At 70.6% G+C, this 17,817-nt stretch carries 20 protein-coding genes; 10 read left to right on the top strand and 10 right to left on the bottom strand.

Translation table 11 applies throughout. The features are described 5' to 3' along the window. Positions 1–9: 9 nt before the first annotated feature. Together FK219_RS04600 and FK219_RS04595 are read right to left on the bottom strand one after the other, a co-directional pair. Entirely contained in the window at positions 10–891 is an 882-nt protein-coding gene (locus FK219_RS04600) for a glycosyltransferase (protein ID WP_152583249.1), read from the bottom strand. Continuing rightward, on the bottom strand, positions 888–1,424 hold the full coding sequence (locus FK219_RS04595) for a GNAT family N-acetyltransferase (protein ID WP_328821600.1): 537 nt from the start codon (positions 1,422–1,424) through the stop codon (positions 888–890). Before FK219_RS04595 ends, FK219_RS04600 begins: the two co-directional genes overlap by 4 nt. A 92-nt stretch (positions 1,425–1,516) precedes the next feature. Here FK219_RS04595 and FK219_RS04590 point away from each other — a divergent pair, with 92 nt between their 5' ends. Then, complete coding sequence (locus tag FK219_RS04590; protein WP_152583247.1) at positions 1,517–2,959, top strand: dihydrolipoyl dehydrogenase family protein; 1,443 nt, start codon at positions 1,517–1,519, stop codon at positions 2,957–2,959. A 29-nt stretch (positions 2,960–2,988) separates the two neighbouring features. On the opposite strand, the gene FK219_RS04585 is transcribed toward FK219_RS04590, so the two are convergent. Then, the gene (locus tag FK219_RS04585; protein WP_152583246.1) at positions 2,989–3,615 is read right to left on the bottom strand and encodes a CDP-alcohol phosphatidyltransferase family protein; all 627 of its coding nucleotides are present in this window, start codon (positions 3,613–3,615) and stop codon (positions 2,989–2,991) included. After that, positions 3,615–4,388: a TVP38/TMEM64 family protein gene (locus tag FK219_RS04580; protein WP_210416774.1), complete on the bottom strand. Its 774-nt coding sequence runs from the start codon at positions 4,386–4,388 to the stop codon at positions 3,615–3,617. The genes FK219_RS04585 and FK219_RS04580 overlap by 1 nt, the downstream gene beginning before the upstream one ends. A gap of 81 nt (positions 4,389–4,469) precedes the next feature. Here FK219_RS04580 and FK219_RS04575 point away from each other — a divergent pair, with 81 nt between their 5' ends. Genes FK219_RS04575 through FK219_RS04560 form a run of 4 tightly spaced genes read left to right on the top strand, consistent with a single transcriptional unit; the run spans position 4,470 to position 8,583 of the window. After that, the gene (locus tag FK219_RS04575) at positions 4,470–5,714 is read left to right on the top strand and encodes an ABC transporter substrate-binding protein (protein ID WP_210416773.1); all 1,245 of its coding nucleotides are present in this window, start codon (positions 4,470–4,472) and stop codon (positions 5,712–5,714) included. Continuing rightward, on the top strand, positions 5,687–6,604 hold the full coding sequence (locus FK219_RS04570; protein ID WP_224744426.1) for an ABC transporter permease: 918 nt from the start codon (positions 5,687–5,689) through the stop codon (positions 6,602–6,604). The genes FK219_RS04575 and FK219_RS04570 overlap by 28 nt, the downstream gene beginning before the upstream one ends. Positions 6,605–6,613: 9 nt before the next feature. Then, on the top strand, positions 6,614–7,522 hold the full coding sequence (locus FK219_RS04565) for an ABC transporter permease (RefSeq protein ID WP_210416772.1): 909 nt from the start codon (positions 6,614–6,616) through the stop codon (positions 7,520–7,522). Next, a complete protein-coding gene (locus FK219_RS04560) occupies positions 7,519–8,583 on the top strand; it encodes an ABC transporter ATP-binding protein (RefSeq protein WP_165638053.1) in 1,065 nt (354 codons plus the stop codon). The genes FK219_RS04565 and FK219_RS04560 overlap by 4 nt, the downstream gene beginning before the upstream one ends. A gap of 19 nt (positions 8,584–8,602) precedes the next feature. On the opposite strand, the gene FK219_RS04555 is transcribed toward FK219_RS04560, so the two are convergent. From FK219_RS04555 to FK219_RS13635, 5 genes are all read right to left on the bottom strand, one after another. Continuing rightward, the gene (locus FK219_RS04555) at positions 8,603–10,084 is read right to left on the bottom strand and encodes a radical SAM domain-containing protein (RefSeq protein ID WP_191150850.1); all 1,482 of its coding nucleotides are present in this window, start codon (positions 10,082–10,084) and stop codon (positions 8,603–8,605) included. Positions 10,085–10,210: 126 nt separating this feature from the next. Then, a complete protein-coding gene (locus FK219_RS04550) occupies positions 10,211–10,894 on the bottom strand; it encodes a M23 family metallopeptidase (protein WP_165638052.1) in 684 nt (227 codons plus the stop codon). Between the two features lie 222 nt (positions 10,895–11,116). Beyond that, positions 11,117–12,196 carry a VIT1/CCC1 transporter family protein gene (locus tag FK219_RS04545; protein ID WP_152583242.1) on the bottom strand — a complete coding sequence of 360 codons (1,080 nt, stop codon included), beginning with the start codon at positions 12,194–12,196 and terminating at the stop codon, positions 11,117–11,119. Between the two features lie 83 nt (positions 12,197–12,279). Next, entirely contained in the window at positions 12,280–12,777 is a 498-nt protein-coding gene (locus FK219_RS04540) for a DUF427 domain-containing protein (RefSeq protein ID WP_152583241.1), read from the bottom strand. A 1-nt stretch (position 12,778) separates the two neighbouring features. Beyond that, the gene (locus FK219_RS13635) at positions 12,779–13,324 is read right to left on the bottom strand and encodes a hypothetical protein (RefSeq protein ID WP_224744427.1); all 546 of its coding nucleotides are present in this window, start codon (positions 13,322–13,324) and stop codon (positions 12,779–12,781) included. 262 nt (positions 13,325–13,586) lie between these two features. Between FK219_RS13635 and FK219_RS04530 the strand changes: the two genes are divergently transcribed. Beyond that, on the top strand, positions 13,587–13,790 hold the full coding sequence (locus tag FK219_RS04530; RefSeq protein ID WP_152583240.1) for a cold-shock protein: 204 nt from the start codon (positions 13,587–13,589) through the stop codon (positions 13,788–13,790). 129 nt (positions 13,791–13,919) lie between these two features. On the opposite strand, the gene FK219_RS04525 is transcribed toward FK219_RS04530, so the two are convergent. Further along, entirely contained in the window at positions 13,920–14,804 is an 885-nt protein-coding gene (locus tag FK219_RS04525) for a DUF3097 domain-containing protein (RefSeq protein ID WP_152583239.1), read from the bottom strand. Between the two features lie 84 nt (positions 14,805–14,888). On the opposite strand from FK219_RS04525, the gene FK219_RS13630 reads away from it, so the two are divergent. The 4 genes from FK219_RS13630 (at position 14,889) to FK219_RS04505 (ending at position 17,813) form a co-directional block, all read left to right on the top strand. Further along, on the top strand, positions 14,889–15,656 hold the full coding sequence (locus FK219_RS13630) for a hypothetical protein (RefSeq protein WP_152583238.1): 768 nt from the start codon (positions 14,889–14,891) through the stop codon (positions 15,654–15,656). 134 nt (positions 15,657–15,790) lie between these two features. Beyond that, positions 15,791–16,147, top strand: coding sequence for a GntR family transcriptional regulator (locus FK219_RS04515; protein WP_152583237.1), 357 nt, complete (start codon positions 15,791–15,793; stop codon positions 16,145–16,147). Next, the gene (locus FK219_RS04510; protein WP_152583236.1) at positions 16,144–17,064 is read left to right on the top strand and encodes an ABC transporter ATP-binding protein; all 921 of its coding nucleotides are present in this window, start codon (positions 16,144–16,146) and stop codon (positions 17,062–17,064) included. Before FK219_RS04515 ends, FK219_RS04510 begins: the two co-directional genes overlap by 4 nt. After that, positions 17,061–17,813 carry an ABC transporter permease gene (locus FK219_RS04505; RefSeq protein WP_152583235.1) on the top strand — a complete coding sequence of 251 codons (753 nt, stop codon included), beginning with the start codon at positions 17,061–17,063 and terminating at the stop codon, positions 17,811–17,813. Before FK219_RS04510 ends, FK219_RS04505 begins: the two co-directional genes overlap by 4 nt. The last annotated feature ends 4 nt before the right edge of the window (positions 17,814–17,817 follow it).

Raw genomic sequence — 17,817 nt, 5'->3', positions numbered from 1 at the left:
GGTCGCAAGCTAGCCGGCAGGTGCGAGCGAGGGCGGTGCGGCCGGCCCGCGGCGTGCGGCGATCTCGTTCTGGCCCCAGCGGATTCCCTTGAGCGCCGGATACACGGCGAGGAACACCCACGCTGGCACGCGCAGGGCCCGGTTGCGCACCTGGTGGTGGGTGTAGGTGCGGTCGAAGCGGCCCACGTACGAGTAGTAGTCGCGCGGGCTGTCGTCGATGCGCCGCGCCGACATGCCGGTGACCATCGTCGGCACGTAGACCGCCTTCAGACCGCAGTCGTGCAGGTGCACCGAGATGTCGATGTCCTCGTGGAAGAGGTCCTCCTCGTCTCGGCAGACCTCCCCGCGGATCCGCTGCCACGCCGTGTCGCGCAGCGCCATATTGCTGCCGAACACGAAGTGGTATTCCCGCGCGAGCATGAGCATCGCCCGCCGCAGGGTGTCGTCGGCCTTGAGCCCGAAGCGTCGCAGCGGCATGTCGTAGTACACGACCGGTCCCGTGGCCGCCGCCACGGTCTCGTCGACGAACGCCTTCTGCACCTCCTCGACCCAGGTCGGCTCGAGCACCGAGTCGGCGTCGATGCGGCCGATCACCTGACCGGTCGCGGCGTCGAGGCCGAGATTGCGCGTGGGCACGAGGCCCTGCTCGTCGAACTGGCGAAGATACTGCAGCGGGGCATCCGGATGCTCGGCCTGCAGCTCGGCGACGATCTCCGCCGTGCGATCCGTCGACCGGTTGTCGACCACGATGATCTCGTGGGCGGGTACGGTCTGCGCGAGCGCGGCGAGCACGCACGGCCCGATCGTGAGCTCCTCGTTGAAGGCGGGGATGACGATCGAGACGGTGAGCGGCGCCACGCCCGATCCGGGCGCCGGCGCTGGTGTCGTCACAGCGGTGCGCTCAGAAGGGCCACCGTCACGGTGCCGCCCTTCGTCGGCTGGCTGCCCAGCTCGCGGAAGCCGCGCCGACGATGGAAGGCCATGCTGCCCGGGTTGGGCGGGTCGAGGTTGACCTCGCACGTGACCTCGGCGCGGCCCTGCTCTCGAGCGGCCTCGAAGACGGCGTCGTAGAGGATCGCGCCGAGCCCGCGACCGCGCTCCGACTCCGCGATGACGATGCGGTCCACGTAGAGGTGGTCGACGTCACGCGACTCGAAGAAGCGGTAGTTCTCGCTCTCGTAGGCGGCACCCGGTGCGAGGGCGAGCACGAAGCCCACGAGCGCGTCCTCGCCCTCTGCGTCGTCGCGCTCGACGCCGAGCGCGAGAGCGGAGAAGGCGATGAGAGCCGCCAGCTCGTGCGCAGACGTGATCGGCACCGCGGGTGCCGCGGCGTTGTTGAGGGGCTGCAGCCGGGCGGCGTCCGCAGCGACGAGCGGCCGTACCCGGTATTCCGTGGAAGCGTCGCCGGTGCGAAGAGTGGTCACGATCGGTCAGCGTAGCAATCGCGGGTGCTGACGAGCGTGTCGTGCGCGCTGGAGCACACTCGCGGGGCAGGGCGGGGCGCTACTCTCGCCCCATGACTGAGACTCACTCCGGCTCCGCTGTCGACCTGCTCGTGATCGGGGGAGGCACAGCGGGAATCGTCGCGGCCAAGACTGCGGCGCGCTTCGGCGCCGACGTACTGCTCGTCGAGCGCGACCGCATGGGCGGGGACTGCCTGTGGACCGGCTGCGTTCCTTCCAAGTCGCTCATCGCCGCCGCCGATGCGGCGACCTGCGCACGCTCGAGCGCCGAGCTCGGTGTGCGGGCGAGCGAGGTCGCCGTCGACTTCGCCGCGGTCATGCGGCACGTGCACGCCGCCATCAGCACGATCGAGCCGGAGGACTCCCCCGAAGCTCTCCACGCCGTGGGCGCCCGCGTCACGCTCGGCTCGGCGCACTTTCTCGGCCCCCGCGAGGCGGAGGTGAACGGCGAGCGCATCCGCTTCCGTCAGGCGATCATCGCGACCGGCTCCGCGCCCGTCATGCCGGGCATCGAGGGTCTCGACCGTGTCGACGCTCTCACGAGCGAGACGGTGTGGGATATCGATGAGTTGCCCTCGCGGCTCCTCGTGCTCGGCGGCGGGGCGATCGGCTGCGAGCTCGCGCAGGCCTTCGCCCGGCTGGGGTCGCACGTGACCCTCGTGCAGCGCAACGCCCGCCTCCTGCCCAAGGAGGACGAAGCCGCGTCGGCGATCGTCGCGGAGGCGCTGCGCGCCGACGGCGTGGACGTGCTCACCGGCACCGAGCTCGAGTCGATCACCGCCGCGACGGGAGGAGGCGGCACCGCGGCCCTCTCGACGGGCGACGCGGTGCGGTTCGACCGCATCCTCGTCGCCCTCGGGCGCAGCCCCCGCGTTGACGACCTCGACGTCGCCGCCGCGGGCGTGCGCCTCGACGATCGCGGCTATGTCGAGGTCAACGATGCGCTGCGTTCGAGCAATCGGCGCATCTGGGCAGCCGGCGACGTGACCGGGCTGCCCGCCTTCACCCACCTCGCCGGCGGCGGCGGCAGCACCGCCGCGACCAACGCCGTGCTCGGTCTGCGCCGGCGCATCGACCGGGATGCCGTGCCGCGCGTGACCTTCACCCACCCCGAGGTCGCCGCCGTCGGCGTGCTGCCCGACGATGCCGCGGCGCACACGTGCACCGTGAGCGAGGTCCAGCACGCGCATACCGACCGCGCCATCGCCGAAGGCGAGACGGTCGGATTCACGCGGCTCGTCATCGACCGCCGAGGTCGTGTGCGCGGCGCCACGATCGTCGGCCCCCGTGCGGGCGAGTCGATCGGCGAAGCCTGCCTCGCCGTGAGTGCGGGCCTTCGCACGAGCGCGATCTCGAGCGCCACCCACCCCTACCCGACCTACAGCGACGCCCTGTGGAACGCCGCGATCGCCGACGTGCGATCGCGGCTCGAGTCGGGCGCCCTCGCGACCGTCATCGGGGTGCTCGCGCGCGTGCGCCGCCTCGTGACCCGCTGAGAGCGGGAGCCCGAGCCGGGCATCCCGCCTCAGCGCAGGGCGCGGTAGCCCGCGATCATGCGCTGCACGGCACTCACCGCCACGAGGGCCGCCCAGACGACCGCGATCGGGGCCGCCCAGAACGGCATGATGAACCACAGGCTGTGCACCACGATCGTCTCGGTGCCTTCGGCGATCCGGCCGAGGAAGGAGAGCGAGCGGCCGTCGTCGATCGTGCGGCCCGTGCGCTCGGCGATAGACGAGAACGCGAGGAACGCCGTGCCGTTGATGTAGTACGCGAACAGGACGAGCAGGAACGGCCACCACAGCGCCGCGAACCCCGCCGTCGCCCCTACGGCGACGCCGACGACCGTTGCGCCGTAGGCCACGAAGTCGGCGGTGATGTCGAGGAAGCCGCCCGCCTCGCTCTCGCCCGCACGGCCGTCAGCCTTGCGCAGGCGGGCGAGCGCCCCGTCGAGTCCGTCGACGACGCGCGAGACGAGCCACAGCGCGAGAGCCGCCCACCACCACTGCAGACCGGCCGCGACCGCCGCCGCGACGCCGAGCGCGAGGCCCGTCATGGTGAGGCCATTCGGTGAGATCCAGCGCCGGTCGAGAACCCGCGCGATCGCGTCGACGGGGCGAGCGAGCACGGCGCGCAGGGGTCGATCGAGCATCAGTCGCCCTCCTCGTTCTCGGCAGACGTCGACCGCGAGGGCGACTGCGGGGCGGATGCTGGTGCTGCGGGTTCCGGGGCGACGGGCTGCTCGACTTCGCGACGACGTCGCACGCCCGCGAACACCGCGCCGGCCAGAGTCAGCGCGCCGAGCACGCCGATCGCCGTCCACGCGGGCCAGCCGAACTCGAGTCCGTAGGCGCCGAGCGCGACGTAGGCGACGGTGCCGGGGATGATGCCCACGGCGGTGCCGAGCGCGTAGTCGCGGCGCCGCACCGCCGTGAGGCCCGCGCCGTAGTTGATCGCGGTGAAGGGCAGAACGGGGATGAGCCGCACCCCGATGACAGCCAGGAGCCCTCGGCGGCGCAGAAGGTCATCGAGCCGCGCGACGCGGGCACCGGTGAAGCGCTCGACAGCGTCGCGGCCGAGACCGCGACCGAGGGCGAAGGCCGCCGCCGCGCCGAGGAGCGCGCCCGCGTACACCGCCGCGAGCGCCCAGCCGAACCCGAAGGCAAGCCCCGCCGCGACGGAGAGCACGTTCTTCGGTGCCGGAGTGAGGGTGATCGCCGCGTAGAGCAGCGCGAAGCCGACACCGCCCGCCAAGCCGAGATCGGCCGTCCACGCGCGCAGGGCCTCGAGCCCCGGCAGGGGGACGAATACCCCAACCGCTATGGCGATGGCGACGAATACCCCGAGAGTGATCGCGCGCACCAGGACGGCACCTCGACGAGCACTACCGTCGTCAGAGTCGCGCAATACCGGCAAACCGCTCATCATCAGTCAGTGTAGGAGCAGGCGAGGAGAGTGCCGTCTCCATCGACCCCGCCGCACCCTCCCCCACCTCCAAGGAGAATCGTGAACGGTCACCACCCCGCTCGCGCCGGTCTCGCCGCGAGCCTGACGCTCGGCCTCGTCGCCACGCTCGCGGCCTGCTCGGCCGAGGCCGGCGCCTCGAGCGAGCAGAGCTACGAGAGCTGGGACGAGGTCGTCGCCGCGGCCGAGGGCCAGACCGTGAAGCTATGGATGTACGGCGGCGACGAGCAGGGCAACGCCTATGTCAACGATGTGCTCGTGCTGGCCGCCGCCGAGCAGGGCGTGACGCTCGAGCAGGTGCCGATCGCCGACACGCCCGACGCGCTCAACCGCATACTCAGCGAGGTGCAGGCTGGCGAGACCGACGGCGAAGTGGACCTCGTGTGGGTCAACGGCAACAACTTCGGCACGGGCAAGGAGGCGGGAGCGTGGGAGTGCGGCTGGACCGACCTTCTGCCCAACATGGCGCTTACCGACCCCGCCGATCCGCTGCTGCTCGACGACTTCGGCACGCCCGTCGACGGCTGCGAGGCTCCGTGGCACAAGGCGCAGTTCACCTTCGTGTACAACAGCGACACTGTCACCGACGTGCCGAGCACTCTCGATGAGCTGCTCGACTGGGCACGCGCGAACCCGGGGCGCTTCACCTACCCCGCGCCGCCAGACTTCACCGGCTCGGTCTTCGTGCGCGAGGTTCTCTACAGCGTGAGCGGCGGCTACGAGAATGTGCCCCTCGCCTACAGCGAGGAGGCGTTCGAGGAGCTCACGCCGGCGCTCTACGACGAGCTCACCGACCTCGCCCCCTCCCTGTGGAGGGGAGGCGAGACCTACCCGCAGAACTCGAACGAGCTCAACGAGCTCTTCGCGAACGGAGAAGTCGACGTCACGATGACGTACGGCCCGGCGACGCTCACCGAGCTTGTCGCCGACGGCATCTACCCCGCCGGAACCCAGGTGCTCACGCTCGACGAGGGCACCGTCGGCAACGCGAGCTTCCTCGGCCTCGCCTCGACCTCGGGCAGCAAGGCGGGTGCGATGGTCGTCGCGAACCTGGCGCTCTCGGTCGAGCAGCAGGTCGCCAAGGCCGAGCCGGATGTGTGGGGCCAGTTCACCGTGCTCGACCTCGACCAGCTCAGCGACGAGGAGCGTGCGCTGTTCGAGGCTCTGCCCACCTCGCCCGTCGTGCCGAGCTACGACGTGCTGAGCGAGAACGCGAACCCCGAGCTCGCCGCCGCGTGGGTCACGCCGATCGACGAGGCGTGGCGCGCTCAGGTGCTCGCGCGGTAGGAACCACCATCACCGCGCTCGACAGGCAGGCGGCGGGAGTCTCCCCGAGAGGCTCCCGCCGCTGGTCGTCGATCGCGCTCGTCGCCCCCGCGGTGCTCATCGCGCTGTTCGTCGTGGGCGGCGGCATCGGCTTCTCCCTCGTGCAGAGCCTCGGCCTGCTCCCCCTCGTCGGCGAGGCATCGCTGAGCCTCGACGCCTACCTCGCCAACGGGGACGATCTCGTGCGCGGCATCGGCCTCTCGCTCGCGATCGCGACCGCGTCGACCGCGCTGTCGTGCATCATCGGCCTCACCGCCGCGCTCGTCATCACGCAGGGCCGCAGCACTGGCCGGCTCGTGGCGGGGCTCAGCGCCTTCACGATCCCCATTCCTCACCTCGTCGGCGCCGCATCCGTCGGCCTCCTGCTGAGTGACGCCGGCATCATCCCCCGCATCCTCGGCATACCGGGAACCGAGTGGCCCGACATCGTGGGGGGATCCTGGTGGATCGCGGTCGTGCTCGAGTACACCTGGAAGGAGTCGGCGTTCGTCGCGCTCGTCGTCGCCGGGGTGCTCGCGAGCCGCGTCGCGCGGTACGACGAGACCGCGGCGCTGCTGGGCGCATCCCGTGCTCGCCGCCTGCGCCACGTCGTCATCCCGCTCGCACGCCCCGCCGTCATCGTGAGCGCGATCATCATCTTCGTCTACACGCTCGGCTCCTACGAGGTCGCGTGGCTGCTCGGCCGCCCGTACCCCGAGCCGCTGCCCGTGCTCGCCTTCCGCCTCTTCACCTCGATCACGCTCACCGCGCGCCCCGAGGCGGCCGCCGTCGCGGTCGTGACGACGCTCATCTCCCTCGCCGTCGTGGCGCTCGGCATGGCGGCGCTGCGGCGCACGCCCCTGTGGAAGTAGGGCCGAGCGATGACGATGATGATCCCCTACGGCCAGCGCGTCACCCCCGACCGCCAGGCGACCTCGCGCAGTCTCATGCGCCCGCGCCCCGTCGGCCGCGCGGCACGCATCATCCTGAGCGGGATGCTCGCCCTCTGGTTCGCGCTGCCCCTCGTGCCCCTGCTGCTGTGGTCGGTCGCGAACCGCTGGTCGTTCCCCGCTCCCCTGCCGACCGAATGGGGCTTCGACGGCCTCGGTACGGCGCTCGCACAGGGCGGGGTCGAGGCCTTCGGGCGCTCGCTGCTGCTGAGCCTCGCGGTAGCGGCCATCGCGACACCCCTGGGTGCCATGGCCGCCCGCGCGCTCGCCGTGGGGTCGGTGCCGGCGCCGCGACTCGTGAGCGGCATCCTTCTCGCCCCCCTCGCCCTGCCCGCCTTCGTGGCCGTCATGGGCCTGACCGTCGTCCTGCTGCGCCTGCGCGTGCCCGCCATCGTGGGCGTACTGCTGCTGCTCGTCGCCGCCGCCCTGCCCTACACGGTCTACACGATGCGCGTCACCTACGCGGCCCATGACCTCGCCTTCGAGGAGGAGGCCCGCACGCTCGGCGCCTCACGCCTGCAGGTGCTGTGGCGCGTGCACCTGCCGCTCGTCGCGCCCGGCCTCGCGCGCGCCGCCTTCCTCTCCTTCCTCGTCGGGTGGAGCGACTACGTCATCACCGTGCTCGTCGGCGGCGGCACGATCGTGACCCTGCCCTTCCTCGTGGGGTCGTTCGCCGCGGGGGTCGGCAACGACGCGATCGTCGCGGTGCTCTCTCTCAGCGCAATCGTGCCGCCGCTCCTGCTGCTGCTCGCCCTGGGCCGCTTCGGCCGCCGCTACGCCGGCGGCACCCGCACTCCGAGCGCCTCGCCGCTCGCCCGATCAGAGAAGGGCTTCCTGTGAGCGCCACTCTGCGCCTCGATGCGCTGACCAAGAGCTTCGACGGCCGCGCCAACGCCGTCGACGCGGTGTCCCTGACGGTGGAACCCGGCGAGTGCCTCGCCATTCTCGGCCCCTCCGGCTCGGGCAAGAGCAGCGTGCTGCGGGCCATCGCGGGTCTCGACTCGCCGACGAGCGGGCGCATCCTCGTCGACGGCACCGATGTCGCGGGTGTCGCGCCGGAGCGCCGCGGCATGGCCATGGTCTTCCAGCGTCCCCTGCTCTTTCCGCACTTGAGCGTGCTCGACAATGTCGCGTTCGCCGCGACCGTCGCGGGCACTCCGCGGGGCGAGGCGAGAGAGGATGCGCGCCAGTTCCTGGCGCTCGTGCAGCTCGAGGGCTTCGGAAGCCGACCCGTCACGGCTCTCAGCGGTGGGCAGGAGCAGCGCGTCGCGCTCGCACGAGCCCTCGCCGCACGGCCCCGCGTGCTGCTGCTCGATGAGCCTTTCAGCGCTCTCGACCCCGAGCTGCGGGCCGACATGCACGAGCTGCTGGGTCAGCTGCGCGAGCGCCTCAAGCCCACCGTCGTCATGGTCACGCACGATCGGGACGAAGCTGCGATCGTCGCCGACCGCGTCGCGCTCCTGCGCACGGGGCGGCTCCTGCAGCACGACACCGTCGAGCGGCTCTACACGCGGCCGGCATCCCTCGACGTCGCGCGCCTCATGGGCGGTCGTATCGAGGTGGCGGGTGTCGTGCGGGAGGGCGTGCATCGCTCGCCGCTCGGCAGCATCGAGGCACCCGCTGGGGAGTCGTGGCCCGAGGGCGAGAGTGTGCTCGTCGTACGGCACGAGGCGGTGCACCTCGCCTCGCCCCCGGTGCCTGCGCCGCAGGGCATGACCGGGGTCACGGCTGTCGTGACGGCGCGGCACGCCCGGGGGCCGCGCGCGGCGATCGAGCTCGCGGTGGGCTCAGCGACGCTCGCCGCCGAGGTGCCCGCGAGTCGGCCTCTCACCATCGGCCAGGAGGTCGCCGCGCACATTCCGCGCTCAGCATGCACGGTGGTAACGCCGGTACCCGGGTAGCGGGAGACCGGCAGCTGCGCTACCAGCGCGAGGCCGGCTCCTTCATGAGCTCGTCGACGCGGCCGTTCGAGATGCCGGTCGCGGCGTTGTTCTTCGCCGCCTTGTCCTTGGGCTCGAGAGGCAGCAGCTTGCGCAGGCCGATGTTCTCGATCGGGTCGAGAACCGAGTGCTGCGTGCACGCCGGCACGAGCTCGCCCGTCTCGGGGTGGCTCATGGCGTACATGCACGAGCCGAGGCGCTCCTGAGTCTCGAGCAGCTTCGGGTCCTCCGCCACAATGCCCTTCTTCATCATCTCCCACGCCGGCTTGACCTGCTCGGCGTCCATGAAGTTGTGCACGACGAAGGTCTTGAAGCTCACCTTGCCCTTGCGCGCGGCGCGCAGGACGGCGCGCAGGCCACCGGCGCGGCGCAGGATGCGCGTCATGAGACCGACGAGCGGGGGGAGGTCTTGCGGGTGGCTCAGAACCGCACGCATGACTTTGACGGTGAGCGCCCAGCGGGGGATGTCGCCGAAGATCATGCCGCCGTAGTGCTTCAGGAAGCGATCGCGCGCCGCGATGTCCTTGGGCTCATCGGCGTCGAGCACGCTCGCGAACCGGTTCTCGACCATGACGCCGACCGTGTGGCGGTTGCAGCGCGGGTCGCCGAACTGCACGGCCTTGTGCGGCAGCTCCTGCCCGACACCGGCCTCGATGCGGGTCCAGACCGCATCGATCGTGACCTCCTCGAAGTTCTCCTTCCAGCGGCGGTCGTCGCCGATGAAGGCCGCCGGCTGGAACGACATCATGTCGTAGGGCATCTGGAGCACGTCGCGCGTGACCTCCTCGACCTCGTCGAGGTTGGTCGGCGTCACGGTCATGTTGTGCGCGAGGTAGGAGTCGACCTTGTGCTGCTTCTTGAGGTCGAGGAACATCTGCGCGAACTTCTCGCGGAACGGGTTCAGCTCGGCCTCGTTCTTGGGGCGCACGGCGCCGGTGCGTCCGCGCATGAGCGAGTCGAAGTGCGCGGCGAACGACACCTTCTTGAAGGCGGGCTTTCCGGTCTCGTCGAGGACGACGTCGAGCAGGTACTGGTAGTCGAAGTCGCCGTGCGTCATCGACATGGGCTCGCGGCCGACGGCGCGCATGGCCTGCAGCGCCGCACGGTGGTCCTCGGGCGCGAGCAGGCTCACCTCGCCGCCGATGAGCTGGGCGTGCGCGCGGGGGCCGCGGATCTCGCGCAGGTAGTTCATCTGCTTCGTGACCTCGGTAACGGTGTGATTGCCGTCGATGCGCACCTTGTTCGCGTCGGCCGAGTGGTAGCACGGCGAGCACGTCAGGTTGCACTTGGGGAAGACGCCGTGCGTGCCCTCGCAGCCGACGGCGCACTTGCCGAGAAGTTGCTCCGGCGTGCGGGCGTGCTCCGGCAGCTCTGCCCAGCGCTTGTCGAGGGCCCGCCGAGTGTCCGGGTGGATCGGGCGCGTCTCCAGCTCGATGCGACGGGCGAATGAAACCAGTGACATGGGGGCTCCTCGTGCAATCGGTCGGCGGTGGCCTGACTGTGACGCGCTCGCGCCAGTCTATGCACGGGGTATTCGGAGCGGTCCCTTCCGCAGGTTGGTACCGCACGAGATCTGGTGAGACGCCTGCTATCCAGCCGCCCGATTGGCGCGCAACCACGGGAGCGGACTGATTTTGACTCCGTCGAGTTCTAGCTCGAAATGCAAGTTCGGTGCGGTCGTCACACCCGTGGAACCCAGCAGGCCGATCACGTCTCCGCCCCGTACGTCGTCGCCGACTTGATAGGGATTCGAATCCTCGATCAGGTGAGCGTAGAGGCTCACGACGCGCTGCCCATTGACGACATGCTCGATCGTCATCCAATACCCCAGGCTACCGGCGATGCCTGCGGGAGTACCGACCTCTGTCACCACGCCGTCTGCCATGGCTCGAATCTCCGTTCCATAGGACAGAGCCCAGTCCACTCCGCGGTGATTCGTCGAGCACGCCCCGCAGGCTGCCTCACGGAGGCCGAACCCACTCGACACAGCAAAGTCACCCACGGGGTACATGATCGGCGGCCGAACATCCATCGTGATCTCCTCCCGCTCGAGCAGGGGCATCGTCGCCAGCTCGCTCGGCTCGAAGGTCTGCTCGGGAGGCGCAGCGGCAGCCCTCTCCTCGCTCGAGGTCGCGGCGATCGCCGTCATGCCGGTCGGCAGGACGGCCGCGGTGGCGACGATCACGGCGGCGGCGGCCAGCAGCCGGTGCCGAAAGCGATAGGGGTCGAGGTGCGCAGTGCGCACGGCAGAGACGTAGAGCGAGTGGAGCATAAGAGGTATCGGCAATCTTGGTGGCGGCCATCGGGGCCGGGGACACGGTCGGTGCACGTCGTTGCGCAACTGCTCCTCGGTAGGGAGCCGGAGGTCATCGTGACGGGCCCGGCGGATCATTCACACCGGGAGCACTCGCTCCTCGCCGACCCATCTGGTCGACCCTCCACGGTACGACGCGAACATGGGAAACCCCTGATCGGGGCACCCAGACAGTGTTCGCTAGACGAATGCCGCGCCGAAGAGGAGGCCGAGAAGATAGGTCACGGCCGCCGCGCCGTAGCCGATCGCGAGCTGCCGCAAGGCGCGCTTGCCGGGCGAGGCGCCCGAGAGCACCCCGACGATCCCACCGGTGAGCAGGAGCGCGGCGCCGACGAGGACCGCCGCGGTGAGAACCGCGATGATGCCCTCCAGGCCCACGAGATACGGGATGACGGGGATGACCGCCCCAGACGCGAAAAACGCGAAGCTCGACCCGGCAGCACCCCACGCCGACCCCACTGCCTCGTGCTCGTCGACAGGCGCCGCGGGGCCGAGCCGCTCACGCCGGCCTGCGCCCGTCGCGCCGATGACGGCCGCCGCCCGCGCTTCGGCATCCGCTTCGCTCATGCCGCGCGCTCGATAGACGAGCGCCAGCTCGTTCGCGTCGACGTCGAGATCGGCGACCGCCGTGTGCGCATCAGGGTCGGGGGTGGAGGCCGCGAGCAGTTCGCGCTGCGAGCGCACCGACACGAACTCGCCCGCCGCCATGGAGAGTGCACCCGCCAGGAGCCCCGCGAGGCCCGTGAACAGTACCGTCCCGGTCGCCACGCCCGTCGCTCCGATGCCGAGCACGAGTGCCAGGTTGCTCACGAGGCCGTCGTTCGCGCCGAACACCGCTGCCCGGAAGGAACCGGCCAGCCGTTGCCGCCCGCGCGCCGCGAGCCCGCGCACCACCTCGCCGTGGATGCGCTCGTCGGCGGCCATCGCGGGCGTGGCATCGGCATCCCGCTCATAGGGCGACCGCGACTCGGCACGCTGAGCGAGGGCGAGCACGAAGACGCTGCCGAATCGGCGCGCGAAGAAGGCGAGGATGCGCGTGCGCACCGAGACTGCGGGCACGCGCGCGGCATGCGGGCCCAAGAGCTCGAGCCAGTGCGCCTCATGGCGACCCTCGGCGTCGGCGAGCGCCAGAAGAATAGCGCGCTCCTCCCCCTCACGACGTACCGCGAGGTCGCGGTAGACGGCGGCTTCGGCGCGCTCATCGGCCAGATAGCGTCGCCACCGGCGGATCTCGGCGGGGCGCGGCGCAGGGTCGGTCATCCGGTCATCCTGCCAGCGGCCTCCCTCGCTCCGCAGTTCGGCGGCCCGAAAGCCCCATCACGAGGTAGATCACGCGAGGGCGGCTACCAGCCCCACGTGCCGGGCGCGCCCTTGAACGGCCCGACGATGCTCGCCGTGATCCAGCCGCCGTAGAAGTCGCCCTCCTGCGCCTGCACGACCTCGCCGTCGACGGTGCAGCGGTCCATGCGGCCCGGGTACACCGAGACGAAGCCCCCGATCGACTCGAAGCCAGGGCTCGGGCTCGCGTAGTACCAGGCGCTGCGCGGCGCAGACTCCGTGCCGCTCACGACGTCGTAGTACTGCGCGCGGCCCTTGAACTCGCAGAACGAGGTGCCCTCGGCCGGCACGAGAGAACCTTCGACGAAGTCCCCCGGCGGCAGGTAGAACGCGGGCGGATGGCTCGTCTCGAGCACGCGCACCGCTCGCGTCGACTCGGCAATAGTGCGGCCGCCGAATTCGACGGTCACGCGGGCGTGCACGGGTTCGACGCGGGGTGGGCGCGGGTAGTCCCAGACGGACTCCTGGCCGGGCCCGGGCTTCTGGCGCTGAGGTCGAGGCATGTCAGAACCCGAAATCGCCGAAGTCGCCGAACCCGCCGCCCGCATCACCGAACGCATCGGCACCCGGGTCGGCGTCGGCGCCTGCACCCGCATCTGCACCAGCATCGGTGAGCCCTGCGTCGACCGGCGGCAGGAAGGCGCTCACGATCGCCGAGCCGATGACATAGCCCGCGACCGTGCCGAGCAGCGAGGCCCCGAGCATCTGGCCGAACCCTGGGCCGGCGAGCGAGCGTTCCATCGTGCCAGGCTGCCGCAGCTCAGATCGGGTGGCCGACTGCGCGAGCGACTGGGGGTCGTCGGCGCGAGGCGCATCCCCCGCCGGCGCGTTCTCGGTGAGCTGCGCGAAGACGAGGCGGCGCTGCTCGGGGGTGAGCTTCGCGAAGGCCTCGGCGTGCACCTGCTCGATCGCCTCGGGAGGCGCCGTCTCGAGCAGGTAGCGATAGCGCTCGACGGCGCGCTCATCGTCGCCGCGAACGCCGCGCGGGGCGTCGTCGCGGGCCTGCGGTTCCGGCGTGGGGGCGCCGAACAGTCGGTCGAAGAAGCTCATGGGTCCTCCCGAGGGTGCGATGAGCCCCACGCTACGGCGCGACGATAGGGAGGGGCTGAGTGACAGCCCGGTAACAACTCGGTGAAGGATGTTCTCGCGTGCACCTTTGTGCACTACTGTGAGCGGTGAAGTTGATACGCCTCGGCGATCCGAAACATGCGGTGTCACAGCAGCACGTTGCTCTCGTATAGAGCAGGATTCATGAGTGGTTCGACTGGTGGTTTCGACAGTCGAAACTCCGTGAGTAACAAGGAGTCAGTAAATGACGACAGGCACTGTTAAGTGGTTCAACGCCGAAAAGGGTTTCGGCTTCATCACCCCCGATGACGGAAGCGCCGACGTGTTCGCGCACTTCTCCGCCATCCAGTCGAGCGGATACCGCTCGCTCGACGAGAACCAGAAGGTCGAATTCGATGTCGCGCAGGGCCCCAAGGGCCTGCAGGCGGAGAACATTCGCCCCATCTAGTCTCACCCTTGCGTCTCGGTGGGCTCGCCCGCCGATGACTGAACGACAGCCGCCTCCCGACGATGTGGGGCGGCTTTCGTCGTCTGTGCCGCTGATGGGCCGCCCGCGCCTCTCGGGCGTCCTCGGGCCTTACTCGCCTGCGACGAAGTCGATGAGCTCCTCGACGCGGCCCAGCAGTGCCGGCTCGAGGTCGGCGAACCCGCGCACGCTGCCGCGGATGCGCCGCCAGGCCGCCGCGCGATCCGCCGCCGAGTCGTGCGGCCAGCCGAGCGCGCGGCACATGCCCGTCTTCCAGTCGACGCCGCGCGGCACGTCCGGCCACGCGGCGATACCCACTCGCTCAGGCTTCACCGCCTGCCACACGTCGATGAACGGGTGGCCGACGACGAGCACACCGCGCGCCGCCGCCCGGTCCAGGCTCGCGAGCGCCTCGCGCGCGAGCCGCTCCTCCTTCGAGCCGGGCACCCAGTGGTCGACGAGCACCCCCACCCGGCGCCCGGGGCCCGGCGCGAACTCGCGCAGCCGGTCACCGAGGTGGTCGACGCCCTCGAGGTACTCGACGACGACGCCCTCCACCCGCAGGTCGTCGCCCCACACCTGCTCGACGAGCTCCGCGTCGTGGCGCCCCTCGACCCAGATGCGGCTCGCGCGCGCCACGCGCGCGGGTGCATCCTCCACGGCGAAGGAGCCGCTCGCGGTGCGCCGGCGGGCGGCCGGGGCGGTGCGCACCACCGGCGGTACAAGGATGACCGGCTCGCCCTCGACGAGGAAGCCGCCGCCCAGCGGAAACGCGCGAACCCTCCCCCGGCGATCCTCGAGGTGCACGTTGCCGGCGTCGACGAGCACGATGGCTCCGACGAATCCGCTGCCCTCCAGACCGTCTCCGTCGAGACCAGCAGCGGGCAGCTCGACCACGAGGTCGCGCTCGGCCGGCACCTCGGGCACGACACGGCGCCCGACCGAGCGCCAGTCGCCGGAGAGCACGTCATTGCCGTATCGATCGCCGTGAGTCACGACGCGACTGTACGGGGCGTCGCAGGCGGCAGGACCGCTCCACGCCGATATCGCTACAGTGGGCTCGTCGAGGGGAGATGACGGATGCGCGCTGCCGCACTGTTCCGCTGGGGGCTCACCTGCCTCCTGCTCGTGCCGTTCACGCTCCTCGCCTGGTGGGTGCTGCCCGTCGGCGCCGCGCTCGGCTGGGTCGCGCTCGCGCTCATCCTGCTCGGCGGTGCGCTCAACCTCGCGGCCGTCGCCCGCGGACTGCGCGGCCTGAGCCCTCGCGAGCTCGACGGCGCGGGTGGTGCGGCGAGTACACCGCTCGAACCGCGGCAGCGCATCCTGTACCCCTTCGAGCCAGAACCGCTGCCCGACCCCGCCGTACGCCGTCGCATCGGGGCCGGCGCCGCGCTCGCGCTGCTCGGCCTCATCGCCTTCGGCGCGTGGACGCTCGCGGTCGAGCAGCCGCTCGCGATCGCGCAAGGCCAGCTCACCCTCGAGGAGACCTATGCGGCGTGGGGTGACGTGTCGCAGACCGGATTCTTCGTGGCCCTGACGATCTGGGTACTGCTGGGGCTCTTTCTCGCGGGCTGCCTCGCCGTGCTCGGCCGCCTCGATGGGCCTACCCTCGAGCGCGTCCTCGCCCCGCGGCGGTTCCTCGCGCTCGCGGCGATCGTCGGCAGCGTCATCGTCACCGCGGCCTTCGCGCCCTACATCGGCGTCGGCATCAGCCTGCCCGACGATCTGCCGTTCCCCGCGTTCGGCACCCAGAGCCTCGGCTCGATCGTGTTCGGCGCTCTCGGCTTCGCCCTCAGCGCGACCGCGATCCTGCTCACCGTGCCGTCGTGGCGCTCGCGCACCCCCTAACGCCCGGCACACTCTGCCCTCTCGCCCGCACGCATGGCGGCCGGGCTTGACACGCGCCCGGTTGTCTGGTTAGTTACTTGAGTAAGTAACCAGCACACGAGCCGCGAAGGCTCCGCGACAGAGGGGAGGTGCCCATGGACGACAGCCGCCCGATCTTCCGGCAGCTCGCCGAGCAGATCGAGAACCAGATCATCGACGGCTCGCTCACCGAGGGCGCGCAAGTTCCCTCGATCAACGAGTACGCCGCCTTCCACCGCATCAACCCCGCCACCGCGCTCAAGGGCATCACCCTGCTCGTCGACGCCGGCGTGCTCTACAAGCGCCGCGGCATCGGCATGTTCGTGGCCGACGGCGCCCGCGCCGCCCTCATCGCCGAGCGACGCACGACGTTCCGCGACGACTTCCTGCGCCCCCTGCTCGCCGAGGCCCGAGCCCTCGGCTTCAGCGCCGAGGAGCTCGCAGACATGATTCGAAAGGACACCACCCCATGACACCCGCCCCTGAGTCCCTCGCGTTGGAGGCCCGCGGTCTCACCAAGCGCTTCGGCTCGCTCGCCGCCGTCGACGACGCGACGTTCACGACGCCCCAGAACACCATCACGGGCCTTCTCGGCCGCAACGGCGCGGGCAAGACGACGCTCATGCGCCTCATCACCGGCCAGGAGTTCCCCACGAGCGGCACGGTGCGGCTCTTCGGTGCCAAGCCGGTCGAGAACGCGGCCGTGCTGCAGCACACCTGCTTCATCTCGGAGGCGCAGCGCTACCCCGACGAGTTCCGCATCAAGCACGTGCTCGCCGGCGCCCCCCGCTTCTTCGCGAACTGGGACGCCGACTTCGCCGCCCAGCTCGTCGACGAGTTCCGCCTCACGCCGAAGCAGCGCATCAAGAAGCTCTCCCGCGGGCAGCGCTCCGCCATCGGCGTCATCGTCGGGCTCGCCTCGCGCGCGCCGCTCACGATCTTCGATGAGCCCTACCTCGGTCTGGATGCTGTGGCTCGGCAGATCTTCTACGACCGGTTGCTCGCCGACTACAGCGAGCACCCCCGCACCGTGATCCTCTCGACCCACCTGATCGACGAGGTCAGCCAACTGCTCGAGCATGCGCTCGTCATCGACCAGGGGCGCATCGTCATCGACGCCCCCGTCGAGGAGCTGCGCTCGAGCGCCGCGACCGTGAGCGGCACGACCGAGGCCGTCGAGCGCTTCATCACGGGCCGCGAGGTCGCTCACCGCGAGCAGCTCGGCGGGCTCCTGAGCGCCACCGTCGCGGCCATGGACGACGCCGATCGTGCCGCGGCCCGCACCGCCGGCCTCGAGGTCGGGCCCGTCTCGCTGCAGCAGCTCATCGTGCGACGCACGGGCGGCTTCACCACCCCATCCACCACCACGTACGAGGAGGCGACGGCATGACCGCGTTCACCGCAGACAGCCTGCCCACGACGGCGCGCCCGCTCGGGCGCCGCATCTCGACGATCATGCTCCTGCAGCTCACCAACCCCATGACCCTCATCGGGTGGCCGCTCATGATCCTGGGGTTCATCTATGTACTCAACCTCGCCATCTACAGCCTCATCTCGACGGCGACCGAGGGTGCCACCGCGGTCGGCGTCAACGGCGGTGTCGGGTTCATCTGGGTCTACACGCTCGTCATGGCCGTGCAGAGCGTCAACCAGACGTTCCCCCTCGCCCTCGGGTTCGGCGCCACCCGGCGCGACTACCTCCTCGGAACCGGTGCGCTCTTCACGCTGCTCTCCGCCGGCTACGCGGCGCTCATCGCGACGCTCGCCATGGCGGAGCGCGCCGTCGACTACTGGGGCATCGGCCTGCGATTCTTCGATTCGTCGCCCGACTTCAGCTGGTTCGAGCTCTTCCTCGGCACGTTCCTCCTTCTGCTGCTCTTCGCCTCCGTCGGTGGTGCGACCGCCGCCGTGTACGTGCGCTGGAAGGCCTCGGGCATGTACGTCTTCTGGGCGGGCCTCGTCGTCCTACTCGTCGCGGTGGGCTTCCTCCTCACCTGGACGGAGTCGTGGGGCGCCGTGGGCGAGTTCTTCGCCACGGCCGGCGTGCTCGGCACCCTTGCCTGGAGCCTCGTGATCTCGGCCATCGCCGCGAGCGCCGCCTACCTCATCCTGCGAAAGGCCACGCCCACCAACACGTAGTCGG

Origin of the sequence: Microcella pacifica, assembly GCF_009371975.2 — a bacterium.
Classification (GTDB): Bacteria; Actinomycetota; Actinomycetes; order Actinomycetales; family Microbacteriaceae; genus Microcella; species Microcella pacifica.
The sequence above is the reverse complement of the archived record's forward strand: the minus strand, read 5'-3'. Positions and strand labels throughout refer to the sequence as shown.

Bases quoted from the DNA above. Each gene is read 5' to 3' on its own strand.
- FK219_RS04580 (WP_210416774.1), bottom strand. From the start codon at position 4,388: ATGAGCGGTTTGCCGGTATTGCGCGACTCTGACGACGGTAGTGCTCGT.
- FK219_RS04545 (WP_152583242.1), bottom strand. From the start codon at position 12,196: ATGACCGACCCTGCGCCGCGCCCCGCCGAGATCCGCCGGTGGCGACGC.
- FK219_RS04555 (WP_191150850.1), bottom strand. From the start codon at position 10,084: ATGTCACTGGTTTCATTCGCCCGTCGCATCGAGCTGGAGACGCGCCCG.
- FK219_RS04585 (WP_152583246.1), bottom strand. From the start codon at position 3,615: ATGCTCGATCGACCCCTGCGCGCCGTGCTCGCTCGCCCCGTCGACGCG.
- FK219_RS13635 (WP_224744427.1), bottom strand. From the start codon at position 13,324: ATGAGCTTCTTCGACCGACTGTTCGGCGCCCCCACGCCGGAACCGCAG.
- FK219_RS04550 (WP_165638052.1), bottom strand. From the start codon at position 10,894: ATGCTCCACTCGCTCTACGTCTCTGCCGTGCGCACTGCGCACCTCGAC.
- FK219_RS13630 (WP_152583238.1), top strand. From the start codon at position 14,889: ATGCGCGCTGCCGCACTGTTCCGCTGGGGGCTCACCTGCCTCCTGCTC.
- FK219_RS04530 (WP_152583240.1), top strand. From the start codon at position 13,587: ATGACGACAGGCACTGTTAAGTGGTTCAACGCCGAAAAGGGTTTCGGC.
- FK219_RS04565 (WP_210416772.1), top strand. From the start codon at position 6,614: ATGACGATGATGATCCCCTACGGCCAGCGCGTCACCCCCGACCGCCAG.
- FK219_RS04590 (WP_152583247.1), top strand. From the start codon at position 1,517: ATGACTGAGACTCACTCCGGCTCCGCTGTCGACCTGCTCGTGATCGGG.
- FK219_RS04540 (WP_152583241.1), bottom strand. From the start codon at position 12,777: ATGCCTCGACCTCAGCGCCAGAAGCCCGGGCCCGGCCAGGAGTCCGTC.
- FK219_RS04510 (WP_152583236.1), top strand. From the start codon at position 16,144: ATGACACCCGCCCCTGAGTCCCTCGCGTTGGAGGCCCGCGGTCTCACC.
- FK219_RS04505 (WP_152583235.1), top strand. From the start codon at position 17,061: ATGACCGCGTTCACCGCAGACAGCCTGCCCACGACGGCGCGCCCGCTC.
- FK219_RS04515 (WP_152583237.1), top strand. From the start codon at position 15,791: ATGGACGACAGCCGCCCGATCTTCCGGCAGCTCGCCGAGCAGATCGAG.